General features: G+C 74.8%; 17 protein-coding genes. 10 read left to right on the plus strand and 7 right to left on the minus strand.

Going from position 1 to position 18,399, the window contains the following annotated elements:
* The first annotated feature begins 75 nt into the window (after positions 1–75).
* Entirely contained in the window at positions 76–1,017 is a 942-nt protein-coding gene (locus SM450_RS25615; RefSeq protein WP_474622331.1) for an acyltransferase domain-containing protein, read from the plus strand.
* A 7-nt stretch (positions 1,018–1,024) separates the two neighbouring features.
* On the opposite strand, the gene SM450_RS25620 is transcribed toward SM450_RS25615, so the two are convergent.
* A complete protein-coding gene (locus SM450_RS25620; RefSeq protein WP_474622332.1) occupies positions 1,025–1,243 on the minus strand; it encodes a hypothetical protein in 219 nt (72 codons plus the stop codon).
* Between the two features lie 222 nt (positions 1,244–1,465).
* On the opposite strand from SM450_RS25620, the gene SM450_RS25625 reads away from it, so the two are divergent.
* From SM450_RS25625 to SM450_RS25650, 6 genes are all read left to right on the plus strand, one after another.
* On the plus strand, positions 1,466–2,212 hold the full coding sequence (locus SM450_RS25625; protein ID WP_474622333.1) for an ABC transporter ATP-binding protein: 747 nt from the start codon (positions 1,466–1,468) through the stop codon (positions 2,210–2,212).
* Entirely contained in the window at positions 2,209–4,692 is a 2,484-nt protein-coding gene (locus SM450_RS25630) for an FtsX-like permease family protein (RefSeq protein ID WP_474622334.1), read from the plus strand. Before SM450_RS25625 ends, SM450_RS25630 begins: the two co-directional genes overlap by 4 nt.
* A gap of 201 nt (positions 4,693–4,893) precedes the next feature.
* A complete protein-coding gene (locus SM450_RS25635; RefSeq protein WP_474622335.1) occupies positions 4,894–5,769 on the plus strand; it encodes an endonuclease/exonuclease/phosphatase family protein in 876 nt (291 codons plus the stop codon).
* Between the two features lie 112 nt (positions 5,770–5,881).
* Positions 5,882–7,156, plus strand: coding sequence for a cytochrome P450 (locus tag SM450_RS25640; RefSeq protein WP_474622336.1), 1,275 nt, complete (start codon positions 5,882–5,884; stop codon positions 7,154–7,156).
* 39 nt (positions 7,157–7,195) lie between these two features.
* Positions 7,196–7,456, plus strand: a complete 261-nt coding sequence (locus SM450_RS25645; protein ID WP_282294066.1) for an acyl carrier protein — start codon at positions 7,196–7,198, stop codon at positions 7,454–7,456.
* 14 nt (positions 7,457–7,470) lie between these two features.
* Entirely contained in the window at positions 7,471–8,715 is a 1,245-nt protein-coding gene (locus tag SM450_RS25650; RefSeq protein ID WP_474622337.1) for a beta-ketoacyl-[acyl-carrier-protein] synthase family protein, read from the plus strand.
* Positions 8,716–8,728: 13 nt separating this feature from the next.
* Here SM450_RS25650 and SM450_RS25655 read toward each other — a convergent pair whose 3' ends face one another.
* Genes SM450_RS25655 through SM450_RS25665 form a run of 3 tightly spaced genes read right to left on the minus strand, consistent with a single transcriptional unit; the run spans position 8,729 to position 11,054 of the window.
* Positions 8,729–10,039, minus strand: a complete 1,311-nt coding sequence (locus SM450_RS25655) for a glycosyltransferase family 2 protein (RefSeq protein ID WP_474622338.1) — start codon at positions 10,037–10,039, stop codon at positions 8,729–8,731.
* Between the two features lie 2 nt (positions 10,040–10,041).
* Positions 10,042–10,323, minus strand: a complete 282-nt coding sequence (locus SM450_RS25660; RefSeq protein WP_282282984.1) for a phosphopantetheine-binding protein — start codon at positions 10,321–10,323, stop codon at positions 10,042–10,044.
* Positions 10,317–11,054 (minus strand): 4'-phosphopantetheinyl transferase family protein, encoded by a 738-nt coding sequence (locus SM450_RS25665; protein ID WP_474622339.1) that lies wholly within the window; start codon positions 11,052–11,054, stop codon positions 10,317–10,319. The genes SM450_RS25660 and SM450_RS25665 overlap by 7 nt, the downstream gene beginning before the upstream one ends.
* Positions 11,055–11,120: 66 nt before the next feature.
* On the opposite strand from SM450_RS25665, the gene SM450_RS25670 reads away from it, so the two are divergent.
* Complete coding sequence (locus SM450_RS25670; RefSeq protein ID WP_474622340.1) at positions 11,121–12,527, plus strand: condensation domain-containing protein; 1,407 nt, start codon at positions 11,121–11,123, stop codon at positions 12,525–12,527.
* 14 nt (positions 12,528–12,541) lie between these two features.
* Here SM450_RS25670 and SM450_RS25675 read toward each other — a convergent pair whose 3' ends face one another.
* Both SM450_RS25675 and SM450_RS25680 read right to left on the minus strand, forming a co-directional pair.
* Positions 12,542–13,744 (minus strand): cytochrome P450, encoded by a 1,203-nt coding sequence (locus SM450_RS25675; RefSeq protein ID WP_474622341.1) that lies wholly within the window; start codon positions 13,742–13,744, stop codon positions 12,542–12,544.
* Between the two features lie 20 nt (positions 13,745–13,764).
* Positions 13,765–14,940, minus strand: a complete 1,176-nt coding sequence (locus tag SM450_RS25680) for a nucleotide disphospho-sugar-binding domain-containing protein (protein ID WP_474622342.1) — start codon at positions 14,938–14,940, stop codon at positions 13,765–13,767.
* Between the two features lie 143 nt (positions 14,941–15,083).
* Here SM450_RS25680 and SM450_RS25685 point away from each other — a divergent pair, with 143 nt between their 5' ends.
* The gene (locus tag SM450_RS25685; RefSeq protein ID WP_474622343.1) at positions 15,084–16,256 is read left to right on the plus strand and encodes a cytochrome P450; all 1,173 of its coding nucleotides are present in this window, start codon (positions 15,084–15,086) and stop codon (positions 16,254–16,256) included.
* 9 nt (positions 16,257–16,265) lie between these two features.
* Here the strand turns inward: SM450_RS25685 and SM450_RS25690 are convergent, their stop codons facing one another.
* Entirely contained in the window at positions 16,266–17,129 is an 864-nt protein-coding gene (locus SM450_RS25690) for a TauD/TfdA dioxygenase family protein (protein WP_474622344.1), read from the minus strand.
* A 137-nt stretch (positions 17,130–17,266) separates the two neighbouring features.
* Here SM450_RS25690 and SM450_RS25695 point away from each other — a divergent pair, with 137 nt between their 5' ends.
* Complete coding sequence (locus tag SM450_RS25695; protein WP_474622345.1) at positions 17,267–18,277, plus strand: methyltransferase; 1,011 nt, start codon at positions 17,267–17,269, stop codon at positions 18,275–18,277.
* Positions 18,278–18,399: the final 122 nt, after the last annotated feature.

Here is an 18,399-nt window from a genome sequence, read left to right on the forward strand (position 1 = left end):
CCGTCGGGTGGACCCGGGCCCTGGGCCGCCCCACCGGCCTGTCGGGGCGGCACCGGCGTCGGTAGGGTCGTCGGCGTGGATTCCGAGGACACCGCCGCCCGGCTCGGGGTGCCTGTCGAGGAGGTCGACCGGGTGCGCCGGCTCGCCGGCGACCGGCCGTCGGCCCCGCTGCCCGCCCGGGCCGACGCGCCCGCGCTCCTGCGCCGGCTCGGGGCGCCGCCGGACGACGTCGACGAGATCATGGCCGGCTGGCCGGACCCCGACTCTCCGCTGTGGACCCCGGAGCTGCGCTGGCTGCTCGACCGCTCGATCGCCCTGGTCCGCGCCGACCTCGGGGGCCACGAGTGGCTGCCGCCCGGCCCGGCGCTGCCGCGCGAGCGCGGTCCCGCCTGGCGGCACCTCTACGTGTACGCGTATCTGGCCCTGGTCGACGTCGTCCGGGCCTACCACCGCGACCACGGCGTCCCGGACGCGGTGTCCTGGGTGACGCTCGCCGATCTGGGCCGCAACCTCGCCATCGACAGGCGGATGGGCGGCGAGGGCTGGCCGGTCATGCAGAGCTGGCTGACGCTGCACGCGCGCGGCGGCGTCTACGAGCTGGGCCGGTTGCAGCACCATCGCGGCGACACCATCGGCCTGCACATCCCCGAGGCGGGGCCGTTGACCCCCGAGGCGGTCGACGCGTCGCTCGACGAGGCCCGGGCGTTCTTCCCGCGGCACTTTCCCGACGAGCCGTACACGGAGTTCTCCTGCGGCTCCTGGCTGCTCGACCCGCAGCTCCGCGAATACCTGCCGGAGGACTCCAACATCGTCCGGTTCCAGCGGCGGTTCACGCTGGATCCCGACGAGAATCCGGAGGGCATCGACGCCGACGTCGAGGTGCTGCGGTTCGTGTTCCGCACCGTGAACACGCCGCCGCACCGGCTGCCCCGCCACACCGCGCTCCAGCGCGCGATCGTCGACCACCTGACCGCCGGCCGGCACTGGCGCTGGCGCACCGGCCGGTTCCCGATCTGACCGCCGGTCACCTGTGGCGGCGGTGGTGCGTGACAAGCGCCGCCGCGCAGAGCAGCGCCACCAGGCCGAACCCGGAGCCGACCCACGGGGTGTCCAGGGCGGTGGTAAGCACCGCGTTGGCCGCCGCGCTGACGAAGAGCGCGAGCCACAGCAGCGGGCGCAGCCGGGCGCCCGGCCTCCCCGGCGCGGCGGCCGGGGCTTCGGCGATGCGATACGGATCAGTCATGGTGCCTCCCTCGGGGATGTCCGAACGACACCGTCGACGCTAGGCCGGCGGCGCGGCGTGGACGATCCCGCAGGCGCGACAGTCGGCGGTACCGCAGGCTGTACCCGGGTTCGGCAGCTCGCGGGATCGTGATCGGACCGCCGTCTCCCTAGCGTTCCTGGTGCGTCCTCGCCCCCTGCGAGGACACGGAGAGAGGCCACCAGGATGATGACCACCAGTCCGATGACGACCGTCGACGCGGCCGTCCGCGTCGAACAGCTCACCCGGGTCTACCGGACCGGCCGCACCCGGGTCGACGCGTTGGCCGGGGTCGACGTCGGGTTCGGTCGCGGCACGTTCACCGCGGTGATGGGGCCGTCCGGCTCCGGCAAGAGCACGCTGTTGCAGACCGCCGCCGGTCTGGACCGACCCACCTCCGGGCGGGTCCTCGTCGGCGACACCGACCTGACGCGGCTGTCCGAGACCCGCCTCACCGAGCTGCGGCGGACCCGGATCGGCTTCGTCTTCCAGGCGTTCAACCTGATCGGCGCGCTCACCGTCGAGGAGAACATCGTGCTGCCGCTGCGGCTGGCCGCCGTCCACCCGGACCGGGCCTGGCTGGCCCGGGTGGTCGAGCGGGTCGGGCTGGCCGACCGGCTGCACCACCGGCCGCCCGCCCTCTCCGGCGGCCAGCAGCAGCGGGTGGCGATCGCCCGGGCGCTCGCCACCCGGCCCGAGGTGATCTTCTGCGACGAGCCCACCGGCGCGCTTGACAGCCGCACCGCGGCGGAGGTGCTGACGCTGCTGCGCGCGGTCGTCGACGAACACGGGCTGACCGTGGTGATGGTGACCCACGACCCGGTCGCCGCGTCGTACGCCGATCGCGTGCTCGTGCTCGCCGACGGCCGGATCGTCGGCGACCTGCCGCAGCTCGGCGCCGCCCGCATCGCCGAGCACCTGGCCTCGCTCGATCGGCGGGCCGTCCGATGACCGCGCTCGCCGCCCGGCTGCTGCGGCACCGCGCCGGCCCGGCCGTCGCCACCCTGCTCGCCCTGGTCGCCGGCGTGATGATCCTGGTCGCCATGGGCACGCTCGTCGAGTCCGGGCTGCGTTTCCGGCCGGAGCCCCGGCTCTGGGCCGGCGCCGACCTGGTCGTCGCCCACCGCACGGTCAGTCAGACGATCAAGGAGTTCGGCGGCGACACCACCACAAGCACCGTCGCGCTGCCCGAGGGCGGCACGGTGGACGCCGCCCTGGTGGACCGGATCCGGCAGGTGCCGGGCGTCGCGGCGGTCAGCGGCGACGACCGGGTGCCGATCGGCGCGCCGGCGGCGGAGGGGCACGGCTGGGCCACGTACGCCTTCACCGGCCGTCCGATCGTCGCCGGCGTCGCGCCGCGCGCCGACGACGAGGTGCTTGCCGACTCCCGCTTCGGCGTGACCCCGGGCGACCGCCTCGACCTCGTCGTCGGCGGGACCGGGCGGTCGTACCGGGTGAGCGCCGTCGCCGACACCGGCGCCGCCACCGTGTTCTTCACCGACGCGCAGGCCGCCCGACTGGCCGCGCGATCCGGCCGGGTGGACGCCATCGGCGTGCGGGTGGCGCCGGACGCCGACCCCGGCACGGTCCGCGACGCGGTCCAGCGCATCGCCTCGGCGGGCGGCGCCACGACGTACGCCGGACCGCGGCGTGGGGAGGCCGAACGGTCCCCGAACCTGGCCGCCCGGTCCCTGCTGGTCACGGCCGGCTCGGCGTTCGGCGGGTACGTGGTGCTGCTGATCGTCTTCGTGGTGGCCGGCCTGATCGGGCTGTCCGTGCGGCACCGCCGCCGTGACCTGGCGCTGCTGCGCGCCGTCGCCGCCACGCCTGGTCAGGTGCGTCGCCTGCTTGTCGCCGAGGCCGCGTTGCTGGCGCTCGTCGGCTCCGCGGTCGGCGCGCCGGCCGGTCTGCTTGCTGCCCGCTGGGTGCACGGCGAACTGGTCGACCGGGGGTTCGTCCCGGCCGGCTTCCCGATGACCGGCGGCCTGGTCGCGGTGCCGGCGGCGGTGGTCACGGCGGCCCTGGTGGCGGTGCTCGCCGCGCTCGTGGCCGGGCGTCGGGTCACCGCGATCAAGCCGGTCGAGGCGCTCGGCGAGATCGCCGTCGAGCCGCCCCCGGTTGGCCGAGTGCGGCCGGTCGCCGGCGGGTTGACGCTCGCGGCGGCCGTCGCCGCCGGCGGGTTCGCGCTCGGCGGCGCCGGGGTGACGGCGGCGCTCACCGGCGCGGTCGGCATGCTCTACCTGTTCGTCATCGCGGTGGCGTTGCTCGCGCCGCTGCTCAACGCGTACGCGGCGCGCCTGCTGACGCCGATGCTGGCGCGGGCCTCGCGGGTGAGCGGCTACCTGGCCGCCGCCAACCTGCGCGCCAACGCGCGGGGCATGGCGACAGTGCTGACCGCGCTCGTGCTGTCGGTCGGGTTCGGCGGCTCGGTCTGGTTCTTCCAGACCAACCTGGAACGGCAGACCGTCGCGCAGAGCGGTGCGGGCACGCTCGCCGAGCGCGTGCTTGTCGCCCCGGGCGGCCTGCCGGCCGACGCCGCCGGGGAGGTCCGCGAGCTGGCCGGGGTGCGGGCGGCCACCGGGGTACGCCGGACCCAGGTGGTGGTGCGGGCGTTCGACGGGATCGAGCCGGTCGCCGCCCAGGCGGTCGACCCGGCCGGGATCACCTCCACCATGGACCTCGCGGTGCGCGACGGCGACCTCGCCCGGCTGGGCGCGGACACGGTCGCGTTGTCCACCACCCAGGCGTCCGCGTCCGGCCGGCACGTCGGTGACCGGGTGGACCTGTGGCTCGGCGACGGCACCCCGGTCACGCTGCGGGTCGTCGCGGTCTACGGCCGGGGTCTGGGCTTCGGCGACGTCACGCTCGCGGCGGAGACGGTCGCCGGGCACACCGCCGGGGCCACCGCCGACGAGATCCTGGTCCGCGCCGGCCCGGACGCCGACGCCGCGCTGGCCGGCTGGTCGGCCCGGCAGCCGGGCGGCGAGGTGCGCGACGCGGCCACCCGTACCCGGCTGGTCGGCACCGATCTGGCGCTCGGCGCCTGGCTGAACCGGCTGCTCATCGGCGTGATGGTGGGTTACGCGGCGCTTGCCGCGGCCACCACGATGGTGATGGCCGCGCTGGCCCGCCGCCGCGAGTTGGCGCTGTTGCGGCTTGTCGGTCTGACCCGCCGGCAGATCCGCCGGATGGTGCACGCCGAACAGGCCGGGCTGCTCGGCACCGCGGTGCTTGTCGGAGCGACGATCGCGGCGCTGACCCTCGGCGCGATCGTCAACGCGCTCACCGGGAACCCGGTGCCGTACGTGCCGCCGCTCGGCGGGGTGGCGGTGCTCGGCGGCGCGACGCTGCTGGCGCTGGCGACCACCGTGTGGCCGGTCCGGCGGCTGCTGCGGACGCCGCCGATCGAGGACATCGGCGTCCGGGAGTAGCCGGTCGGCGGGCGGGAACGGTCCGGTCCCGCCCGCCGGCCCGGGTCAGCTCCGGGTCCGGCCCCGGGCGCTCCGGCGGCGGGTCTCCTCGTCACCGCCCAGATATCCACTAACGATCATTGCCGTCACTCCTCCCACCGGTACGGCGTTCATGCCCGCGCGGCGCACCCTCGGAAACCACCGCGGACCGGCAGTAGGATCATGGGCATCCCACCGAAGCCCGCCGGAGCCCCGCCGCCCGCCACCCGCGCCCCCCGGCGCTTCCGCCGGGCGCTTGCCGTCGTGTGCCTGCTCGTCGTGGCCGGCCTGCCCGCCGGGTCGGCGACGGCCGGCGCCACCGGCCCGGGGACGCTCCGGGTGCTCCAGATGAACCTCTGCAACAGCGGACGCGCCGGCTGTTGGACCGGCCGGGCCGTGCCCCGGGCCGCCGAGGTGATCGCCGCCGAACGGCCCGACGTGGTCACCCTCAACGAGATCTGCCGGGACGACGTGGACACGCTGGAGCGGTCGCTCGCGGTCGTCCACCGCGGCGCCACGGTCGTGTCCGCGTTCCAGGCGGCCGGCGACCGGCCCAGCGGCGCCGCCACCCGCTGCACCAACGGGGAGCCGTACGGGATCGGCGTGCTTGCCCGCCTGGACACCGGCGGGGCCCGGCCGGTGGTGCGCCGCGGGACCTACCCGACGCAGGACCTCGCCGACCCGGAGGAGCGGGTGTGGCTCTGCGTCGGGTCCGCCGGGCTGCTGCACGCCTGCACCACCCACCTGGCGAACACGAGCGGGGCGGTCGCGCTGGCCCAGTGCGGGCACCTGCTCGGTGCGGTGGCGACGGCGATCCGCCGCGCCGCCGGTCCCGCGCCGAGCGTGCTCGGTGGCGACCTCAACCTGCGGGCCGGCGGCGAGCCGGACGTGCGGACGTGCGTGCCGCCGGACTACCGGCGGATCGACGACGGTGCCCGGCAGCATCTCCTGACCACGACCGACGCGACGGTCTGCTGCCGCCGGTCGGTGGACATGCGCGGGTCCACCGACCATCCCGCGCTGCTGGCCACCGTGACGATCGGCCGGCCGTCGCGATGACGGATCGGCAGGGTCGGGCGGGTGGAAACAGGGCCGATCGTGGGACCGCGTGGACACATCGGTGGCGGTGACTCTAGGGTCACGTCACGTCGGTGCCTCACGAGGAGCGGCCATGGGTGTCTCCATCTCCCTCGACGACCTGCTCGGCGAGGAGGTGCGGCGCGACCCCTACCCGTTCTACGCCCGGCTGCACGACCTGGGTGAGGCGGTCGCGCTGCGGCCCGACGACCCGCACGCCCTTGTCGTGCACGGCTACCGGGCGGTCAACCGGGTGCTGCGGGATCCGGTCTTCCGGGTGCTCGGCGCCGACTACCTGGACCGGGCCGGCACCCGCTGGCGCGCGCACCCGGCGATCCGGATCCTCCAGACGTCCATGCTGAACGCCGCGCCGGGCGACCACCTCCGGGTCCGGCAACTGTTCAGCCAGGCGTTGACCCCGCGCCGGGTCGTCGCGCTGGAGCCGGCGATCGAGCGGATCGCCGACGGTCTGCTCGACGGGCTCGACGCGGCGGGCGCGGGCGGCCGGCCGGTCGACTTCATGGAGGCGTTCGCGCTGCGCCTACCCAGTGACGTGGTCGGGGAGCTGCTTGGCGTACCGGAGCGGGACCGGGCCTGGTTCCCGGCCCGGGTCCGGACGTTCGACGCGGTGCTGGAGATCGGCCGCCGCTCGATGCGGGAGGTGCGGGCCGCGAACGTCGCGGCGACGGAGCTGACCGTGTACTTCACCGGGTTGCTCGCCGAGCGCCGGGCGCGCCCCCGCGAGGATCTCGTCTCGGCCCTGGTGGGGATGCGCGACCGCGACCCCGACCAGCTCTCCGCCGACGAGCTGCTGGCCAACCTGATCATCATGTACAACGCCGGGTTCCGCACCACCGCGAACCTGCTCGGCAGCGGCCTGGTCCTTCTGCTGGGCCGTCCGGACGCCGTGGCCGCGTTGCGCGCCGACCCGTCGCTCGCCGCGTCCTACGTGGAGGAGATCCTGCGGTACGAGCCGCCTGTGCACTTCGCGCTCCGCTACGCCGCCGCCGACACCGAGGTCGCCGGCCTGCCGGTGCCGGCCGGCGCGACTGTGGTGGTGCTGACCGGCGCCGCCAACCGGGACCCGCGCCGGTTTCCCGATCCCGACTCGTTCGACCCGTCCCGACCGGACAACCGTCACCTGGCGTTCAGCGCCGGGCCGCACCACTGCTTCGGCGCCGCCCTGGCCCGGGCGGAGGGCCGGCTGGTCCTGCCCCGCCTGCTTGACCGCTTCCCGGCGCTGGCGCTCGCCGCCGAGCCCGGCGAGCGACGTCAGCTCATGCTGCGCGGGTACGACCGCCTGTCCGTGCGACTGACCGCGCCGGCCCCGCACCGGCCGATCGGCGCCTTGCCAAACCATGCCGATTGAGTAAGGTCAATTTCACGCTGTGGAAAGGACACACCGGCCATGACCGATGAGATCCGCGCGTTCCTGCTCGCTGCCCTGACCGAGATGAAGTACGACGTCGGGGACGTCGACGACGACACCGTGTTCGGCCCGGCCGGCCTCGACGTGGACTCCCTCGGCCTGGCCGAGCTGGCGGTTCGGGTGGAGGACCGGTTCGGGGTGGCGTTCGACGACGACGAGGCGGAGATGCTCGCGATGATGACTCTCGCCGAGTTCTGCCGGGCGGTGGACCAACGCATCCAACCGGCGTCGGCGCACTGATCGGGCGTCGCGGCGTGCGCGAGCGCGTGACGGTCACCGGCATCGGGCTGGTGAGCCCGGTCGGCGCGACCTCGGGCGAGGTGTTCGAAGCGGTGTGCGACGGGCGGTCCGGGCTGTCCCGGCCGCCGGCGGACCACCCGGTCCACGGGGTGCTCGACGTCGCGGCGTTCGCCCCGCCGATCGACCCGGCGAGCGTGCTGCCCGGCCCGGAGTCCCGCGTCGTGGACCGCTCGATCGTCATGGCGCTGCGCGCGGCCGGCGACGCGCTCGCCGACGCGGGCCTGCGCATCGGCCGGGACGTGGACCCCTATCGGGTGGCGGTCATCGTCTCCGGCGTCGGCGGCCTGTCCACCCTGGCGGACCAGGTGCTCCAGCGGGCCGGGCGGGGCCGGTTCGGGGTCAGCCCGTACATGCTGCCCGGGACGCTGCCGAACATGGGCGCGGCGCGCATCGCCATCACGTACGGCATCCGCGGCTACACCTCGTCCATCGGCACGGCGTGCGCGGCCGGCGCCCAGTCCGTCGGCGAGGCGCTGCGGATCCTGCGGGCCGACGAGGCGGACGTGGTCCTCTGTGGATGCGCCGAGGCGCCGCTGTTCCCGACGTTCGCCGACGCGTTCGGCAACGCCCGGGCGCTTGCTCGCGGCTGGGCCGACCCGACGGTCGCGAGCCGGCCGTTCGACAGCCGTCGCAACGGCCTCGTCCTCGGCGAGGGCGCCGGGGTCCTGGTGCTGGAACGCGCCGCGCACGCCGCCGCGCGGGGCGCCCGCCGCCACGCCGACGTGCTCGGCTGGGGCGCGACGAACGACGCGTACCATCCGACCACGCCGCGGCCCGACGGCGCGGGCGCGGCGTACTGCATGCGGATGGCCGTCCGCGACGCCGGCCTGTGTCCCGACGACATCGGGTACGTCAACGCGCACGGCACCAGCACCAAGGCCGGCGACGCGGCCGAGTTGGCCGCGCTTGCCGACGTGTACGGCGCGGATTCGCCGCCGCTCAGCTCGACCAAGGGCGTGACCGGGCACATGCTCGGCGTCTCCGGCGTGATCGAGGCGGCGATCGGCATCGAGGCGCTGCGGCGTGGCCTGCTGCCGCCGACGCACAACCTCGACGACCCGGACCGGGCCGCCGACGTGGACCACATCCGCGACAAGCCCCGCCCGGCCGCGGTGGACGCGGTCCTGTCCAACTCGTTCGGCTTCGGCGGCCACAACGTGAGCCTCGTCCTGGGCCACCCGGCGTCGTCGCCCGGCTGAAACCCCGGCCGGGTCAGCGGAGGGTGAGGATGGTGGCGGTGGGGTGGGTGGATGTGGTGAGGGTGAAGTGTGGGGTCAGCATGTCGACCACGTAGTCGAGGTCGGCGACCAGCGGCACCGGCAGCAGCGCCCGCTGGTCGAGATCGCTGTGGGTGGCGACCAGCTCGATCCGGTCGGCCTTGAGCAGCCCCCGGGTCAGGAACGCCGGCAGGTCCTCGGGAAGCAGGCACCGCCACAGGTCCACGTTGACGATCAGGTCCAGCGAGCCGGTCTTGAACTGCTGGAGGACGGTGCCGAGCAGGTGGGAGTTGGTCCCGCCGGGCGGCGCCGCGTGGTCGAACGTGTGCGAGCCCGCGCCGAGCGTCAGCGCGGACACGCCGTTGCCGATGACCAGGGCCCGGCTGGTCGCCAGTTCGTCGCGGACCGCGGCGGGCAGCGCCGCCGGTCGCCCCAGCCCACCCCGGCGGTACGCGTCGATCGCGTCGCCGTAGAGGCGGATGCGGCCCAGGTGCCGGCCGAACGTGTTGATCGCGTAGAGCACCTCGACGTCGTAGCGCAGGTGCTTGCGCAGCAGGTATTTCATGTTGTCCATCGAGGCCAGCCCGTTTGTGGTCCGGCGGAAGTGCGGGAGGTGGTAGGAGAGCGCGTCGACGTCGAGGCGGAACAGCTCGGCCGGGGCGCCGTGCAGGTGGAAGACGCGGTAGAAGAATTCCAGGTCCTCGAAGCCCCACTTGACCATGGCCTCGTCGAAGCCGCCGACCTGCCGGAACGACTCGTGGTCGACGGAGGCGTTGTGTGTCAGCCCGAGCACCCAGGGCGCGCTCGGGAAGTCCCGCATCCGCTGCGGGTGGGAGGTGTCCTCCAGGCGCGGGTCGCCGCGTTCGGCGTCGAGCATCGCCGGCTCGACCGGCTCGCCCCGGCGCAGCGCGTCCGCGCCCGCCCAGTCCAGGTCGTGGCGCGCCCCGAGCAGGACCCCGGGCCGGCCGGCACGCGCGGCGTGGAAGTCCCGGTGCCGCTCCAGCAGCCGGGGGTGGGCCACCGTGTCGGCGTCCAGGAACATCAGCGTGTCGGCGCGGGCCCGGGCCGCCGCCGCGTTGCGGTTGGCGCTGCGTCCCCGGTTGTGCTCGCTGCGGACGTAGTCGACGGTGAGGCGGTCGGCGTACTTCTCGACGACCGGGCGCAGTGGCACGGCGGAGCCGTCGTCGCCGACGACGACCTCGAAGTCGTCGCGCGGCAGGGTCTGCCGGGTGAGCGAGTCGAGGGTGGTGTCGAGGGCGGCGCCGTTCTCGTGCGCGGGCACCACCACGCTCAGGCTGGGCGGCATGCTCAGCGGGGGGTGGAGTTGGCGACGATGTGGTCGGCCAGGTCGGCGAGCGTGGCCATCTGGTCCTCGTCCAGATCCTCCACGTCGATCTGGATCTCCAGCTCGTCCTCCAGCTCCAGCAGCAGCTCCAGCGCCAGCGAGGAGCTGAGACCAAGCTCGTCCATCAACTGGGTCCGCTCGGTGACCGGGGCGTCCGGCCTGAGCATGCGGGTCAGCAACGCCGTCAGGCTGGCGACGATCCGCTCGCGCGACGGGGACGTGGTCGAGGTGTCGTGCTCTAGCACCGATGGCCCCGGGGGTCGCGCGTGCGCTCCAACATGGAGTCATCAGAGCAAAGAAGATCGGTGAGTGTCAACGGGTGGAACTCGACCGTGTACGGCCCGTCACCGGCGAGCGCGACCGCCGCCCGGTACGCGGCCGGCGTGGCCAGGTCGGTCAGGCGCTGTCGGGCGGGTACGTCGACGCAGGCGACCACGTCGTCCGGGTGCACCGGGACCGCCAGGTTGGGCCAGAGCCGGCCCCCGGCGGCCTTGACCGCCGCCTCCTTGCGGACCCACAGCCGGGTGAACAGGTGCGCCCGCTCGGCGGCGTCGGCACCGTCGGCCACGTGCCGTGCCTCCTCGGGGTGGAAGAAGCGCGCGGCCAGGGACACCGGGTCCCGGCCGGCGGGCGGGTGCTGGAGGTCCACCCCGACCGGGCGGCCGGCGCTTGTCGCCACCGCGACGAGGTCGCCGGAGTAGGACAGGCTGGTGTGCAGGCCGGCCCACGGCCCGGTCAGCGCCGGCTTGCCGTGCCGGCCGGGCCGCCAGGTGAGCGCCCCCGGCGACGCGCCCACGGCGCGGGCGGCGAGCAGCCGCAGCGCTCCGTGCGCGACCGCGAACCGGTCCCGCAGCGCCTCGTCGCCGAGCCTCGCGCCGCGAGCCTTCTCGGCCGGGTCGAGCACCGCCCGGCACCGGGCCACCTCGGCCGGCGACGCCGTGACCGCGAGGACCCAGACCCGTACGGCGTCCCGCATGGACGGCAGCGTAACGGCTCCGGTCGGACGTTGACACCGGCCGATGCGCGTTGCTCTGATAGGCCGATGATCGCGCAGACGGCCGAGGCGCAGGTCCCCGTTCCGTTCGCCGGGGCGGGCGCCGGCGCCGCGCCCCTCACCTGGGGACAGAAGGCGATCATGCAGGACATGCGGGAGACCGGGTGGACGCACAACGTCTCCGGCGCGCACCCGCTGCCGGCGGGCGTCACCGTCGAGCAGATGGCGGCGGAGCTGGCCGACCTGATGGCCCGGCACCCGGCCCTGCGGATGCGGCTCGGCGTCGACGACCGGGGTGGGCCGTGCCAGGTCGTGTCGGCCTCCGGCGAGACGGTCCTGGACGTGGTGGACGTCCCCGACGACGCCGACCCGGCCGACGTGGCCGCGTTCGCCTACCAGCTCGGTCACGCCCGCCTGCTTGCCCCCTACGACCTGTATCGGGACTGGTCGGTGCGGATGGCGGTGGTCCGGCACCGGGGCGCGCTGGTGCACCGGGTGCTGACGTTCGACCACCTCGTGGTGGACGGCACCGCCACCTCGCTGCTCCTGGCCGATCTCGGGTTGGCCGAGCCGGCGGTCCGTCGCGCCCGCGACCCGCGTACCGTGCAGATCCTCGACCTGGGGCGGCGGGAGGAGACACCGCCGCTGCGGCGGGTGAGCGACCGCGCGGTCCGGCACTGGGCGTCGCACCTGCGGTCCATCCCGCCGCTGACGTTCGGCGAGCCCACCGCGGGCGGCCGGCGGGGTCACCGGTACTGGCACGGCCGGTTCAGCTCGCCCGCGGCGTACCTGGCGGTGCGGGCCATCGCGCGACGGACCCGGACGGACACCTCGCGCGTCCTGCTCGCGGTCATCGCCGTGGCGATCGGCCGGGCCACCGGCGTCAGCCCGCTCACCGCGAAACTCATCGTGGGCAACCGGTTCCGGCCGGGCTTCGCCGAGGCGATCGCGCCGCTGAGCCAGAACGGCGTGCTGACCGTCGACACCGCGGGCGCCACGGTGGACGAGGTGGTGGCCCGGGCCCGCCGGGCCTCGGTGACCGCCGGCATGTACGCCTACTACGACCCGGTGGGGCTCACCGACCTGGAGGGCCGGCTGGACGCGGAGCGCGGCTACCCGGCGCGGGTGACCTGCCGGATCAACGACAGGCGGGTGACCACCCGCGCGGCGGCCGACGGTGGCGTCCGGGACGAGCCGGTGACCGCGGAGGCGATCCGGCGGAGGGCGGACGAGACGTTCCTGGTCTGGGACGGCCCGCTGGACCACCTCCACGAGCAGGTGTTCCTCACCGTCGAGGACCAGCCGGACACGGTGTTCCTCCAGGTGATCTTCGACTTCGCGTGTTTCACCGAGGCGCGGGCGGAGCGGCTGCTGCGCGGCGTGGAGGAGGTGGCCGTGGAGGCGGCCTTCGACGCCGCCGCGCCGACCCGGGTCACGCCGGGTTCCATCTGCTGACCGGCATCAGGCGGTCACCTGTCGTCCCAGGTCACCGGCAGCGACTCCAGGCTGCGCACCACCAGGCCGGGCCGGAACCGCAGTTCCGCGTCGTCGACCGCGAGCCGCAGGCCGGGTAGCCGGCGCAGCAGGGCGCCGAGCGCCTCCTGCAACTCCATCCGGGCCAGCGCCGCGCCGAGGCAGTGGTGCGGGCCGGCGCCGAACGCCAGGTGCGGGTTGTGCGCGCGGTCCAGGTCGAGCGTGTCCGCGCCGGGGAACACCGTCGTGTCCCGGTTGGCCGAGGCGATCGCCGGCATCACGGCCGACCCGGCCGGCAGGCGTACGCCGCCCAGCTCCACCTCCTCGGTGGTCACCCGCGGCAGCAGCACGCCGTTGTCGCCGAGCTGGATGAAGCGGGACAGCTCCTCGACCGCGCGGGCGACCGCGACCGGGTCGTCGCCGCGCAGCCCGGCCAACTGCTCGGGGTGGCGGGCCAGCACGAGCAGGAACAGGTTGAGCTGGTTGGTGGTGGTCTCGTGCCCGCCGACGAAGATGCCCGCGGTGACCGACACCAGCTCCCGTTCGGTGAGGTCGTCGTGCTCGTCCCAGGCGGCGATGAGCGCGCTCATCAGGTCGTCGCCGGGCCGGCGACGGCGTTCGACGATCATGTCGCGGAAGGCGTCGAGGGCGGCCTGCGGCGCGGCCGGGTCGGCGTCCCAGTCGCCGACGAGCGCGTCGGACCACTCCCGCACCCGCTCCTGGTCCGCCTCCGGGATGCCGAACAGCTTGCTGATCACGTAGATCGGCAGCGGCGCGGAGAGGTGGCGGATCAGGTCGGCCGGGCGTCCCGCCGCCTCCATCCGGTCGATCATCCCGTCCACGAGCGCGGCCACCGTGGGCCGCAGCTCCTCCACCCGGCGGACGGTGAACGCGTGCGACACCGCCCGGCGCATCGTGGTGTGCCGGGGCGGGTCCATGCCGATGAGCGAGTCCTCGGCGAGCGAGCCGAGTTCGCGGGTCGGCCGGTTGGGTCCGGCCGCGGCGGCCCGGCTGAACCGGTGGTCGGTGAAGACCCGGCGCACGTCGGCGTGCCGGGTGGCGAGATAGGCCGACGCCCCGTCGGGCAGCTCGACGCGGGCCACCGGGCAGGTCTCGCGCAGCCGGGTGTAGTCCGGTGACGGGTGGTAGATGGTGGGAGCCGGAGCGAGCGGGTACGGGACGGGCTGCTGCTGCGTCATCTGCGACTCCTCGGTGGTGGTCAGGGCCGGGTGTGCTCGGCGAGGGCGGCCAGGGCCGGCACCACGTCGGCGGGGCTGGGCAGCGCGGCGATCCGGTCCCGCATCAGCGCCGCCGCCGCCCGCGCGGGTCCGTCGCCGAGCAGGCCCCCGACGGCGTCCCGCAGCGCGACGCCGCCGGCGTGCGCGGGCGGCAGGCAGACGCCGGCACCGGTGGCGGCCAGCCGTTCGCCGTTGAAGTGCTGGTCGCTCACCTGTGGCAGGACGAGCTGCGGCACGCCGTACGCGAGCGCCGTCATGGTGGTGCCGGCGCCGCCCTGCTGCACGAGCGCGGCGCAGGTCGGCAGCACCAGCCGCAACGCCAGCGGCGCGTCGGCCAGCCGCACGTTCGCCGGCAGCGGTCCCAGGCCGCGCTGCTGGCGGGGCTCGACCACCACCACGACCTCGACGTCCAGCTCGGCGACGGACCGGAGGACCCCGGCCAGGTCGAGCCGGTCGTGCAGCCCGACGCCGGCCATCATGGTGCCGGCCGTGACGCAGACCCGGGGCCGGTCCGCCGGGCGGCGCAGCCAGGGCGGCACCACGGCCGGCCCGTTGTACGGCACGAAGCGCACCGGCCGGCCCGGGCGGGTCATCGGCACCTGCATCGGCGGCGGCGCGGGATCGAGCGTCAGGTCGCCGTGCAGCGCCACGTCGCCGGCGGCGAGGCCGAACCGGGCGGCGAGCGGCCCGATCACCGACTCCTGGTCCAGTCGGAGCGTCACCGAGGAGTCCGGCCCCCACAGGTGCAGCACGCCCGGCACGCCGAGCGCGGCGGCGGCCACCGGGGCGGCCAGGTTGAACGGCTCCCAGACCAGCAGGTCCGGCCGCCAGGCCCGGCCGAAGTCGACGAGCTCGTCGAGGAGGGCGTCGGCGAACCGGACCACGCCGCCGTCGGCGGTGATCTCCGGCTCGACGAGACCCGCCGGCGCGGCCCGGTCCAGCGGGCCCACCGCGCCGATCCGGCCGGCGAACGCCTCGGCGAAGTTGATGTCGGCCCCCAGGGGCACGGCGGCGAGCCCGGCGGCGGTGATCGTGGCGGCCATCGAGGGATGGCTGGCCACCCGCACCTCGTGCCCGGCGGCCTGGAGCGCCCACCCGAGCGGGGCCAGGCCGTAGAAATGCGACCGCCAGCCCCACGTCGACATCAGAATTCGCATGGCCGCAGTCAAATGCCACCAATCCGCGCGCGAAACGGCAGTCCTGGACCACAGATGCTAGGCGATCGGAGTCTGTCCGCGGAAGTCGTCTCCGGCGTCAATAGATATTGACGCCGGACTAACGGGTGGTGGAGTCTTACCCGGTGCCGGTCAATTCCGCGCTGCGCCCCTATCCGTTCGCGCCGTTCACCGGCGACCTTCCCGCCGACCTGCTCGACATGGTCGTCACCGACCCGGTCAGTCGGGTGCGGCTGCCCGACGGGCGGCCCGCCTGGCTGGTGCTCAGCTACGAGCACTGCTGCACGGTCCTGGCCGATCCCCGGTTCTCCCGGCTGCCGCCGGGCGCCACCTCGGCGCCGGGCGCCGCCGGCCCCCGGGAGTTGAACATGGACGGTCCGGCGCACGCGGCGGTGCGCCGGGTCGCCGGCCGCGCGTTCACCGCGCGCCGCATCTCCACCTTCCGGCCCCGGGTGCGGCGGATCGTGGACGGGCTTGTCGACACCATGCTCGCCGGTTCCCGCCCGGCCGACGTGGTGGCCGGGCTGGTGGCGCCGCTGCCGGTGTTCGTGGTGTGCGACGTGCTCGGCGTGCCGGCCGCCGACCGGCCCCGGTTCTACGCCTGGATCTCCGGCCTGAACTCGGTCACCGCCTACGGCTCCACCGACGCGGCGCAGGCGCAGGCGGAGCTGCGGGCCTACCTGGCGGGGCAGGTGGCGCGCAAGCGGACGGAGCCCGGCGACGACCTGCTCTCGGCGTGGGTGCTCGGCCAGGACGCGCACGAGCTTGTCGACGCCGAGCTGGTCGAGCTGGCCATGGGCGTGCTGCTCGGTGGCCTGGAGATCAACGCCACGAGCGCCGGCCTGCGCGCGTTGTTCCAGCACCCGGAGCAGTTGGCGAAGCTGCGCGCGGCGCCGGAGAAGCTCGGCTCGGCGACCGACGAGATCCTGCGTTACACGTCGGTGAGCGCCATGTTCCGGGTCCAGGTGGTGCGGGAGGACCTGGTCCTCGGCGGCGTCGCGATGCGGGCCGGCGACTGCGTGATGGCGATCCCGTGGGCCGGCAACCGTGATCCCCGCCAGTTCCCCGAGCCCAACGTCTTCGACATCGACCGGACGCCCACCGTCCCGCACCTGACGTTCGGCTTCGGGCCGCACTTCTGCCTGGGCACGGCGCTGGGCCGGATGCAGGTGGAGTTGGCGCTCGGCGCGTTGCTGGCCCGGATGCCGGGGCTGGCGCCGGCGGTGCCGATCGACGAGATCCCGTGGCGGCACGACCGGATGAACGGCGGCATCGCGTGGTTCCCGGTCACCTGGTGACCGGCGCGCTCAGTAGCTCTCCACCGCGTTGACGCGGTCCGGCCAGTAGCGCTGGCCGGGCGCCGGGACGTGGTGCTCCCACCGGGGCGGGTCGCCGGTCGGGTGGTCGCCGAGCACGGTGATGCGCTGCCCGCGCCGGATGCCGTCGTAGTCGTTCACCGCGTAGTGCTGGGTGACCCGGTTGTCCCACACCGCGACGTCACCTGCCTGCCAGCGGTAGCGGCAGGTGAACTGCGGGCTCTCGGAGAACCCGAACAGGTATTCCAGCAGCGCGTCGCTCTCGTTGCGGGTGAGCTGCGGGATGTGCGAGGTGAACAGCCGGTTGACGTAGAGCGAGCGGCGGCCGGTCTCGGGGTGCACGCGCACCACCGGATGCTCCGCCCGGCTGGTGAACTCGGTGCCGATCCGGATGACGTGGATGGCGGTCAGCCCGTCGAGCAGGTCCCGCAGCGGCGCGGAGAGCGCCTCGTAGACCCGGTGCTGGTTGGTCCACATGGTGTCGCCGCCGACCTCCGGCAACTGGATCAGGTGCAGCACGGAGGCGATCGGCGGGCTCTGGTGGAACGTCATGTCGGTGTGCCACACGTCGACCTTCCCGCCGTCCTCCGAGTCGATCACCACGATCTCCGGGTGCCCGTCGAGGCGGGGCAGGTAGGGGTGCAGCTCCACCTCGCCGAAGCGGCGGCCGAACGCGACGTGCGCCTCCGGGGTCAGCCCGGCCTGGCCGGCGAGGAAGACCACGTGGTGCTTCAGCAGGAGGTCGTGGACGTGCGCGAAGCCGGAGTCGGTGAGCGTGTTCAGGTCGAGGCCGCGCACCTGGACGCCGAGCGCGCCGGTCACGGGTCGGACGTCGACGGCGGTGGAAGTGGTCATCGGTGATCCTCCGGTCTGCGCGCGACGGCCCGTCCGCGCATTCTTCCACGCTCGTGAATGTCCTCACCACCGTCGCCGTTGACGCGCCGGCCGCGAACTTGGGATCATTCGGGGCCGGCGGACGGGGGAGGAACCTGGTGGCGATCGACGGGGACGCGGCGGCACGGCTCGACCGGCTCACCGATCTGGCGACCCCGTTCGCGGTCCGCACGGCGGTGACGCTGCGGGTGCCGGACCGGATCGCGGCCGGGGTCACCGGCCTGGCCGAGCTGGCCGCGGCGTGCGACGCCGACCCCGCCGTGCTGGGCCGCCTGCTGCGCTACCTGACCCACCGGGGCGTGTTCGTCGAGGCGTCGCCGGACGTGTTCGCGCTCACCGATGTCGGCGCGCTGCTCTGCGACCGGGACGGCGGTGGGCACGGCGCCGACCTGGACCTCGGCGGTCTCGGCGCCCGGATGGACCTGGCCTGGGCCGGGCTGCCGCACGCGATCCGCACCGGCGGCCCCGGCTACGCGGCGGTCCACGGCCGCGACTTCTGGGTCGACCTCGACGCCCATCCGGAGCACCGCGCCTACTTCGACGCGGTGATGCTCAGCCAGCAGCGGATCACCGCGCCGGAGGTGGCCGCGTGCTATCCGTGGCCCGAGGTGACGCACGTGGTCGACGTCGCCGGCGGCTCCGGCGGGCTGCTGCGGGAGCTGCTGTGCGCGCACCCGCACCTGCGGGGCACGCTCGTGGACCGCGACGAGCCGGTGGCGACCGCCGCCGCGACGTTCGCCGAGCACGGTCTCACCGGCCGGGTCGACGCCGTGGTCGGTGACTTCTTCGCCGCGCTGCCGACCGGCGGCGACGTGTACGTGGTGTCCCGCGCGCTCACCGACTGGAGCGACGCCCACGCGACGGCGATCCTGCGCCGCTGCGCCGAGGCGGCCGGCGACACCGGTCGGGTGCTCGTCATCGAGGTGCTGCCCACCGTGCCGCACGTGCCCCACCTGTCCCCGTACGACCTGCGGATGCTGGTGCTTGTCGGTGGCCGGGAGCGCGAGGTGGCCGAGCACGCCGCGCTTGCCGCCGCCGCGGGGCTGGCGCCCCGGCGCACCTTCCACGGCTCCGGCGGGCTCACGCTGATGGAGTTCGTCGCGGCCTGAGTCGCGCCGCGACGGGTCGTCCCATACCCACCGGTGCGCGCGGCCATTGACGCATTTGGCGGCGCATCGGCCAATTTGGCGAAGATTATCGCCATCGCATTCGCCGGGGCCGAGAGAAAGGC

Source organism: Micromonospora marincola (assembly GCF_056150385.1).